The 8355-nt window shown below is 52.7% G+C and carries 5 protein-coding genes; 1 reads left to right on the forward strand and 4 read right to left on the reverse strand.

Translation table 11 applies throughout. The features are described 5' to 3' along the window. Positions 1-137: 137 nt before the first annotated feature. From ACYVFD_RS11360 to ACYVFD_RS11370, 3 genes are all read right to left on the reverse strand, one after another. On the reverse strand, positions 138-4292 hold the full coding sequence (locus ACYVFD_RS11360) for an immunoglobulin domain-containing protein (protein ID WP_461090140.1): 4155 nt from the start codon (positions 4290-4292) through the stop codon (positions 138-140). A gap of 134 nt (positions 4293-4426) precedes the next feature. Then, complete coding sequence (locus ACYVFD_RS11365; protein WP_461090141.1) at positions 4427-4915, reverse strand: hypothetical protein; 489 nt, start codon at positions 4913-4915, stop codon at positions 4427-4429. Positions 4916-5040: 125 nt separating this feature from the next. Beyond that, the gene (locus ACYVFD_RS11370) at positions 5041-6918 is read right to left on the reverse strand and encodes a helix-turn-helix domain-containing protein (protein WP_461090142.1); all 1878 of its coding nucleotides are present in this window, start codon (positions 6916-6918) and stop codon (positions 5041-5043) included. Positions 6919-7259: 341 nt separating this feature from the next. Between ACYVFD_RS11370 and ACYVFD_RS11375 the strand changes: the two genes are divergently transcribed. Further along, entirely contained in the window at positions 7260-7691 is a 432-nt protein-coding gene (locus ACYVFD_RS11375) for a hypothetical protein (protein WP_461090143.1), read from the forward strand. Positions 7692-7789: 98 nt separating this feature from the next. Here ACYVFD_RS11375 and ACYVFD_RS11380 read toward each other — a convergent pair whose 3' ends face one another. After that, entirely contained in the window at positions 7790-7969 is a 180-nt protein-coding gene (locus ACYVFD_RS11380; RefSeq protein WP_461090144.1) for a hypothetical protein, read from the reverse strand. Positions 7970-8355: the final 386 nt, after the last annotated feature.

Genomic DNA, 8355 nt, shown 5'->3' on the forward strand with positions numbered 1-8355 from the left:
CCTGCGTCTGTCGGTTTATTCGGCAGATTTTCTGTTGAAGCATAACTTATATCGGCAGTCGCTGTTTGTCAGTCATAGTTGAGCGCAGCGTGACATTAACTTTATTGTTAATGTCACGCTGCGCTCGAATGGTTGATTTATAAACCACTGATGATGCGGGCAAAGATGTTGTTGAGTCGATTGACATCATAGCTCCCACTCCCGTCGTCGGTCACGTTGATGGTAATGTTGGATGTGCTCCCTGCGTTGGCCGTGGTCCGGGTAATCGTAACGCCCAGATTTAGTGTTGCATTGGCTCCGACCGACTCACCTCCATTGATAGCCAAACTTACCTGCTGATTGGCCACATTACTACTTATATGCCACTTGTTGTTCTGGACTATGACTGTACTGCCTCCCGATACATCGATACTGGTCAGCGTGTTATCGAAGCTGACGCTGTAGCCAGTGGGTACAGTGATAGTAATGACGATAGCCCCGCTGGAAACGGCTCCATTGACTTCCTGTACTTGAATGAGCAGCCCTTTACTCCCTCCGGCGGGGAAGTTGGCATCGGGCAGGCTCATAATGGCCGACAGATCGGGCCCAGCCAGGGCTGTTACACTCACCAGCGCCGATTGACTGCAAGCCCCCGAAGTAGCTACCACCGTAAACGTCTGTACTCCGGCGGTGGTCAGGCTGGCTGAGACGGCTGAACTGGCGGCTGACGAGGTGAGCAGAGCGGTGGCCGGGGCGCTCCACTGGTAGGTAGTGGCTCCCGTAGCGGTCAGGCTAATGGTTACACCTACATTGGCCATGGCGAGCGAGGCTCCCGCTGAGATGGATAATACCGTATTGGTCGAGACGGTCGTAGTAGCGGTTGCCGAACAGCCGTTGCTGGTAATGAGCGTCACCGAATAGAGTCCCGGTGTACTGACCGTAGCACTGTTGCCCGAGCTGCCGCCCTGTTGGTTCGCTCCCTGGCCGAACTGATAGGTGCTGGCTCCAGGGCTGGCCGTTAGGGTCACGGTCGTCTGGGCGCAGGTCAATGGGCCGTTGTTGGTCAGCTCGATGGTGGGCAGGCTGTTGACAGTGAGACTAAAGGCCGACGAGGTTAGACTGTTGCATGCCCCAGTGATCACTACCGAATAACTGCCTGCATCAGCGGTCTGCGTGGTTGGCAGGGTGAGGGTAGCCGAGGTCTGGCTGGCCAATAGCGTTTGATCTTTGTACCATTGGTAGGTGTAAGGCCCAGTGCCTGATACACTGACAGTGGCCGTGGCGGTTGCACCCACACACACGGCAGTATTCGATATAGGTTGAAGGGTAATTTCTATCGGGGCATTTACGGTTACCGAAAAGGGGAAATCGTCTGACGTACAACTGCCGTTCTTAACCGTTAGTATAAAATTATAGGTACCTGGACTAGTATTGGCTGGGATACTGATAGAAAAGGAGTTTGGCCCCAGCACGGCGTTATTAATCGCTGCGAAATTCGGCATTGCCTGACTTGCCCCTACCCGAACCGAGTACTGATTGGGGCTCTGCTGTGCATTGCTGTACTGTATGGTTAAGTTGGTACCGGTACAAATTGTCGGTACGGTTCCAATCGACAAAGAAACCGGGCCATTGGGACAGAGATCACAAACATCCCCAATTCCATCATGATCGGAATCTGCCTGATTGTGATTCGAAACGGATGGGCAGTTATCACAGGCGTCGCCGATCCCATCGTAGTCCGAATCTGCCTGAGTAGGATTGGCCACGGACACGCAATTATCACAGGTATCTCCAACTCCATCGCCATCGGAATCAATCTGAGCTGGATTGAAAATAAACGGACAGTTGTCAGTAGCATCAGGAATACCATCGCTATCGGAATCGGGCGGCAACTGCTGGATCTGAACACTGGTTGTCGTTGTAAACTGCAGACATCCACCCCTGGCAGGGATGGTATAGGTGATCGTATAGGTGTTGGGTGTGCTGCTGGCGGGCGTAATCTGACCAGTACTGGCATTGATGCTCAATCCAGAAGGACTGGCCGTATAGGTACCATTGACGGTGCCCGTTTGGGTTACAGTCACTGGCGCATGGTTGGTAAAGAAGGGTGAAGCTGTATAGGCAATGGTAGCGCTTGATGGCGTAGTGACGCTGAGGCTAAAGGCGGTGCTGGTCAGGCTGTTGCAGGCTCCGGTTATGACTACCGAATAGCTGCCCGCATCGGCGGTCTGGGCATTGGGAAGGTTTAGCGTAGCGGCCGTCTGGCTCTGAACCGGCGACCCATCTTTGTACCACTGATACGAATTGACCGTCCCCGTCAGCCCCACCGGTACCGACACACTACTGCCTGCGCACACCGCCGAACCGGATGCTGGGCTGAGGGTGAAAGCAACGGGGTAGTTGGGTGTCCCCTGAAACTCTACAGCTCCCATGTCCACCCGTCCGCCCCCAATGCGGGGGTTGCCTGCCAGGTCGGATTGGGGCAGGGCTGTCCCCGAGTAGGGGCCGGTGGCGGCTGTTTGGCTGTTGGGGTTACCCGCGTTGATGGCCGGGGCGCAGGCGTTGAGGGCCACGCTGGTGGTGCTCACAAAGGGTGAAGAGGTGGTTATGAGGTTGCCCGGTCCACTTAAATTCACATTGTTGTTGTTGTCCAGCAGACAATAGGTGGGCGTAAACGTACTTCCTTCTAAAGTTTTGGTGCCTCCATTTCCCCAGAACACACTGTTCGTTAGTGTCGCATTGCCTACAATGGCTCCACCAAAACCATTTGGAGCCTGATTACCCTGAAAGCTACAGGTAGCAACGCTGAGACTGCTGCCTGCATAAATGGCTCCTCCCCATTGAGAAACTGTATTATTGATAAAACTACTGTTAACCAATGCAGCGCTACCAAAGATTGCCCCACCGTTATTGGCCGTGTTGCTGGTGAAGCTACAGTTGGTCAGCGTGGGAATACTGCTGCCATCGTTGTGGATACCTCCTCCATTCCCAACAGCCTGATTACCCTGAAAGCTACAATTGGTAACGCTCAGATTACTGCTCGCATAAATGGCTCCACCAGATTGAGAAGCCGTGTTAGTACTAAAAAGACAATTTGTCAACGTAGCGTTACCAAAAATTGCCCCACCGTTAGTAGCCGTGTTACTGGTGAAGCTACAGTTGGTCAGCGTGGGAATACTGTTACCTATGTTGTTGATAGCCCCGCCATTGTATGCCTGATTACCCGTGAAACTACAGTTGATCAGCATGGGGCTGCTGTTCGAGTTATAGATGGCACCGCCACTCCCGCCGAAATCATTATTGTTGCCCCCAACGATGGCGAAACCATCAAGCATCGCACTGCTGTTGAGACCATTGTTGCTTATGAGGTGGTAGCTATTGTCACTACTGCTGCCTACAACCCCAATATCTCCACTCAGGGTGCTGCTACTGGGATTGCCCGAAACGGGGTTAATGGCAGGCCGGTCGCTGAGATTGTGCTCATTACCCGCAAAGCCGCCATAGATGGCTATACCGTTCTCCATATTGAAACTGATGCTGCGATCGGTTCCCGAGGTGGGTTTGTAGGTGCCCGAAGCTACCCAGATTTCGGTCAGGTTGTGCGTGCAGGTGTAGCTAAGTGCACTTTGCAGGTCGGTGAAGGCATCGGTCCAGCTTCCGCCGGTATTGGCTCCGCTGGCATTCGCCTTCACATACAACCGGGTTACATTGCACCCTTCAATCTGACAGGTAGCGCTGCAACCATCTCCACTGTTGGAGTTCTTATCATCACAGGTTTCGCCGAGGTCGGTGTCAATTATACCATCTCCGCAATAACCAAGCCGTCGGGTTTGAGCATCAGTGGCTGCCCGGCGTGGGACCATAGATATGGAGGTGTTAGCCTCAAAAAGCGATGCTTTCAGGTCTTCCAGGCTGGAGAAACCCTTGATCCGGGTCAGATCGGCTCCTTTCTGATTGATCAGTAAGGTCGGCACCGTCTGAACTTGCCACAGCTGGGAAATGGGGCGACCCTGAGGAGAATGAATGTCAATCCACGTTACGTCGTATTGACTTTGCATCGCCTTCTGAAAGGTCGGGTTCTGCTGTAGAGATGCCTCTAATCGCTGGCAGTACTGGCACGTTTCAGAATAGAAGATGAGGAGTTTGGGTTTGGCTGATGGACGAGCCAATGTCGGGATACTGATTATGAGCAGTAGGAAGGTGATTAGCAGAAGCCTGTCAGGCAGCAGATGGTTCAGAGAAAAAGTCTGGGTCGTCTTGGTCAGAAGCCGGGAACGGCTATTTTTTGAGGAAAAGGATTGTAGAGTGCTCATAGGGCTAATGGAAAATGAGTGAGTAATAAGGGCTGAAACAAGGTTGGTAAACTGGGTTAGCTACCCAGCCCGACAATCCTTTCTCACAGGAATGGGGTACTTTGGGGCCGAATTCGTAGAGCAAGGCATAGGTCTTATAGGTTAGGCGAAAAAAGGATGTAATCGATGTGTTGGCGGGTATCGAAATGGTAGCAGTTGTGCAATATCTGCCTGGCGGTATGCCCGTCGCGGTAGAGTAGCGTGGCCTGGCAGTAGGAAACGACATAGACACCCGCCTGTCCGGTCAGCGCCAGCGGATGCCGACTCCGAATGGGCAGGTGCGTCAGGTCGCTCAACCGCATTCGGAGCACGCCCGTCTTCCGTAACTCTTCCTGCCAGCTGGCCAGCAGCCGGGCTTTGGCCTGCCGCTCAGAAGAGCCGTTGGGGTGTTCGATGCGAATGCTGTCGGCCAGCAGTTGGTCCAGGGTAGCCGTATCGAGGTCAGCCTGGGCCGTCAGCGCCCGCTGGGCCAGTATCAGGTAGCTGGGTGGGGCAATGCTCAGCGGTTCGCTGGTTGGCGGGTCGGGGGCGGAACGGTGGCAGGCCAGCAGCCCCAGCAATAACAGAGAAGGTAACGGATTCATACGGGTTCTGGTGAGGGTACAAAACTGGTTGTGCGCTCACCAATCGCTGTGTAACAACCGACCAATCTTGTGTAGTATTTGGTCAGCCTGTGTAGTATTTGGTCAATTTGCGTCCAGGCCCCAATTTAAAGCCCAACCTGGCGGAGTACAGCCTGAAAACGGGGGTTGGCTCGAAACTGGACAAACAGCGGAGATACCTTCAGGTAGTTGGGGAGTTCACCGACGCGGGCACCCTGTTCGAGGGTTTGTAAACAGGCTTCGGACTCACCCAGTCCGGCCAGCACAATAGCCCGGTTAGGGAGTTGTTCGGGGGTGGTTGGCAGACTGTCCAGACAGGCTTTGGCCGCCGATTGCTGCCCAATCTGGCTCTGGCAGTAGGCCATCATCGCCCGGTACGAACGAACGGCTGGGTTGAGTCGATAGCACTTTGTGAATTCGGCCAATGCGAGCGCATACTCCTTTCGGTTAATGAAGTAAAAGCCCGTAGCCCAGTACCAGGAGGGCACCTGATGATGCAGTTGCTGACCTTCGGCAATGGCCGCCTGTGCCTCCTTGAACCGATGGGCATAACTTAGGTTGCCAATATGACCAATCAGAATAACCGGGTGGACCGGGTCAAGTTCTATAGCTTTGGTGCTGTAGCGGATAGCCTCGTCGAGCTTTCCAATGGACCGTAGCGAAATGCTGTACCAGTAATTGATTAGCGCATCGTTGGGCCGGAAGCGCAGGGCTATCTGGTAGGCCGTCAAGGCTTGTTCCCACTGATTCCGGGCTCGGTAGATATTGGCCAGCGTAGCATAAGCCATGCCGTTTTCGGCATCAAGTCGGATCGCCGTCAGCGCATTCGTTTCGGCTTTTTGCAGGTTCGGTACGCTGGGTCGGTACTCTTCCTCCGCAAACAGATAGTAAGTCTGGGCGCGGCTGGCGTAAGCATCGGCAAATAAACTATCCAGCTCAATGGCACGGGTAAACTCAAGCAGGCTGGCAACCAGTTCGGGCTCCGTGCGGGTACGCAGTAAAAATTGGCCTTTCAGGTAAGCATTATAGGCAGCGGGGTTTTGCGTGGGAACCTTGGCCGTCAGCTGATGAGACGAGTAGAGAGACTGGAGAAGCTGAGACGTTACCTGGCGTGCGATCTGATCCATAAAGCCCATGGCCTCTTTAGGGCTGCCTGTATACCGGTGGCTCCAAAGCGTCCGGTTCTGGCTGGCCAGCACCAATTCGACCATTACCTGCACGCGATTGGCTTCCAGGCGTATCCGACCCATTAGCAGATAGCGGGCCCCCAATTCGTGAGCGATCTGAGAAAGAGGCTGCCGAAGACGAGTATAGGGGCGGGTGGCCGTCTGCGAAATCAGGTTCAGTCCGTCAACATTCATTAATAGTTCATGAAGGGACTCGCTGATTCCCTCACTGTAGTACGCGCTACTATCCGGCCCTAGATGCTCAAAGGGTAACACCGCCAACGCGACGGGGGCATCCTCCATACTAGGCCATCGGTAGCGGTAAAGCCAGGCACCTAGACCCAGTATTATCAACAGACCAACCGCTACCAACCCCCACTTCTGGCGATTCGAAACCTTGGACGGAGTGGGTGGTACTACCGATGGAACACTGGATACAGCAGCATCCTCGCCGGGAGATATACTTAACTGTTTCCGAAACTCGCTGGGCGAGGAGCCAAATGTATCGGCGAAATAACGACTCAGCTCCTGTGAAGTGCCAAAACCCACCTGGTCGGCAATCTCCGTAACCCTGGCATCCGTCGTTTCCAGCAGATGACGGGCCATAAGCAACCGTCGCTGGCGCACGAAGTGGGAAGGAGAAAGGCCGGTTTGCTGCTTGACAAGTCGGTTCATGGACGAGCGACTCAGGCCAATCTGTTGGGCAAGCTGATCCAGTGAGAAAGCTGGGTCGGTTAGCTGTTGATCAGTGAGTTGACTGAGCCGTTGAAAGAGGGTGGAGGAATCGGAAGTAGTCACGTTCGGTGGGCGTGCATTCAATTTATGGGGAGGAAAGTTATGCGTTTAGCCTCAAAAAGCCAGCAGGTATACCCCTATTTTCTTTGAACAGATTTAGTCAGGAAGGATACTGTAAATAAGGGTTCTTTTTATTTAGTAACATATATTGGCTCATTTGTCGATTTAAAGTCGCGAGTGGTAAAACAGAAATAGTCCATACTGCGTCTGTCGGTTCATTCGGCGGATTTTCCTGTTGAGACTTCTCTTTTGACAGTTGATGCATAACTCACTTCGGCAGGTGCTGCCTGGCTGCCACCTTTGTATCATCAAACCGGCAGCAACCGGCAATCAAAAGCCTCTTATAACCAAAAACAACAAATACTATGAACGCACGATTTTCCATCCGCTTTTTTACGTTTCTGGCGATCCTGTTCGTCGCTTCTTTATCGGCCTGTAAGAAATCAGGCACTGAGTTGAACCCCGATCTGGGTGCTCGGGTAGCTGGTACCTATACCTTCTCCGAATTGGCAACGGGTGGCCAAACCTATCCGGCCAGCGAAACGAATCTGAAAGGGACAATTACGGTAACGCGCCAGTCGGCTACGACAGTGTCGGTTAAAATGAACCTGTTGCTGAAGTCGAACAATGCGGTTTATGCCGATGATGCCGCCAGCAATGTATCGGTAGTCGAGACCGGCGGAACCGTTGAGCTGCGCTACAACAACAATGTGATTGCTAAAATTAATGGTAATAAACTTAGCGTGGAAGGCGAAGATGGTAGTGGTGAAGTCTTCACTATATCGGCCACCAAATAGGTTTCAGTAAGACACTATCTACACCAAAGGTTAGTTAAGGTATTAACAGCAAAAACCCCGTCGATTGGATTGACGGGGTTTTTCTATGGCTATACGTTTTAGTGATGACCACGGCCTGAGCCGCTTTTTTTGCCACCACCCGACTCTTTGTTGACCGTTGCCCAGGCCCGGCGTTCTGCTTCTTCGTGCGACACTCCCCGATCCTCGTATCCTTCCTCAATGTGTTCGGCCTGCCGTTTTTGCTTATCGGTATAGGCCGATTTGTCTCCTCGTGGCATAATCTAAACGTGTTTTGTTGAGTATCGGAAAAACCTGACAGAGAACGTTTTGTTTCGTATTGGCGAAGACAGTTAGGTAATGTGCATTCAGTACAGTGTAATTTAATTTTTCCAATGTTACAAACGAGAGCCTTCCCCGCGGTCTGTGTCCGCACAGACCGCTTGAGCGCCAGCCTGGTTTGCCTACCGGATGAACGTTCTGTGAGGACACAGAACGTGGAGGAGAAATGCAAGCAGACTTAAATTACAATGTATTCAGTACACTGTAAACTAAGTTTTCTTGTATTTTAGGTTTTCAGGATTGACCTTCACATACTGGCTGTTCATGGTATCTCTGGCTTTGTCCACCGTGAACTGCCAGTGAATCTTGACCTGCTTCTGATTGC

It is taken from the genome of Spirosoma gilvum (assembly GCF_054776815.1).

Excerpts from the sequence above, each read along its gene's own strand:
- ACYVFD_RS11380 (WP_461090144.1), bottom strand. The coding sequence starts at position 7,969 with ATGCCACGAGGAGACAAATCGGCCTATACCGATAAGCAAAAACGGCAG.
- ACYVFD_RS11375 (WP_461090143.1), top strand. The coding sequence starts at position 7,260 with ATGAACGCACGATTTTCCATCCGCTTTTTTACGTTTCTGGCGATCCTG.
- ACYVFD_RS11365 (WP_461090141.1), bottom strand. The coding sequence starts at position 4,915 with ATGAATCCGTTACCTTCTCTGTTATTGCTGGGGCTGCTGGCCTGCCAC.
- ACYVFD_RS11360 (WP_461090140.1), bottom strand. The coding sequence starts at position 4,292 with ATGAGCACTCTACAATCCTTTTCCTCAAAAAATAGCCGTTCCCGGCTT.